Origin of the sequence: Polaribacter sp. IC066, assembly GCF_007997085.1 — a bacterium.
Lineage (GTDB): Bacteria > Bacteroidota > Bacteroidia > Flavobacteriales > Flavobacteriaceae > Polaribacter.
This window is the reverse complement of record NZ_VORR01000142.1, coordinates 1-1,096: the sequence shown is the minus strand read 5'-3', so window position 1 is coordinate 1,096 and position 1,096 is coordinate 1. Positions and strand designations below refer to the sequence as shown.

The 1,096-nt window shown below is 32.2% G+C and carries 1 protein-coding gene; it reads left to right on the top strand.

The genetic code is table 11. From position 1 onward, the window contains the following. Positions 1-1,086: ISAs1 family transposase (locus tag ES044_RS18280; RefSeq protein ID WP_223813571.1), on the top strand; the 1,086-nt coding region annotated here is incomplete at its 5' end. Positions 1,087-1,096 lie beyond the last annotated feature (10 nt).

Here is a 1,096-nt window from a genome sequence, read left to right as displayed (position 1 = left end):
ATTTTTGGTCAAATAGAAGATCATAGAAGCCATATAAACCGACTTCACAATTTAGTCGACATTCTTCTTATCGGAATAACTTCGGTCATTTGTGGGGCAGAAACTTGGGAGCAAATGGTTGTGTTTGCTAAATCAAAAGAAACTTTTTTAAAGAAATTTTTAGAATTACCAAATGGTATTCCCTCGAAAGTGACCCTTAATAGAGTATTCTCTGCTATTGATAGTGAACAGTTTGAATCTTGCTTTATTGATTGGGTTACTTCAATTGCGGATATAAGTAAAGGCCAAATAATTGCCATTGATGGTAAAACGATACGTGGTGCAAAATCTCATGGAAAGAAATCACCAATTCACATGGTTAGTGCTTGGGCTTGCGAAAATAATCTTGTTTTAGGTCAAGTTAAAACAGCTGAAAAATCAAACGAAATTACGGCAATACCAGAATTACTGGATATTCTAAATATTGCTGGAAATACCATCACAATTGATGCTATGGGAACTCAAAAAGAAATTGCCGAAAAAATCATTGACAAAAAAGCCGATTATATTTTAGCCGTTAAAGCAAATCAACCTCAGTTATTAGAGCATATTAAAGACGAATTTAGGTTTTCAAAACAACCAGAAATATACACGAAGCATGATTTAGATCATGGACGTATTGAAACTAGAATATGCAGTGTAATTACTGATTTTAAGTTTATTGAACAGGATAATCCATGGAAAAAATTAACTAGTATTATAAAAATAGATAGTATTCGTGAATTTAAAAACAGCGATAAAGTGACAGAAACATCAACACGGTATTATATTTCAAGTTTACATAATAATGCTAGTGAATTTCAGTCTAAGATACGTTCACATTGGGCGGTAGAAAACAAATTGCACTGGACTTTAGATGTTGCTTTCTGTGAGGATGCTTCTAGAAAAAGAGCAGGAAATGCTGCTCAAAATTATTCTGTTCTACTTAAAATTGCTTTAAACTTACTGAAAAATGAAAACTCTAAAAAACTATCTGTAAAAAGTAAAAGGCTTGAAGCTGGATGGAATGAAGACTATTTGCTCAAAATATTAAATATAAAAGTATGATTCTGCCCTG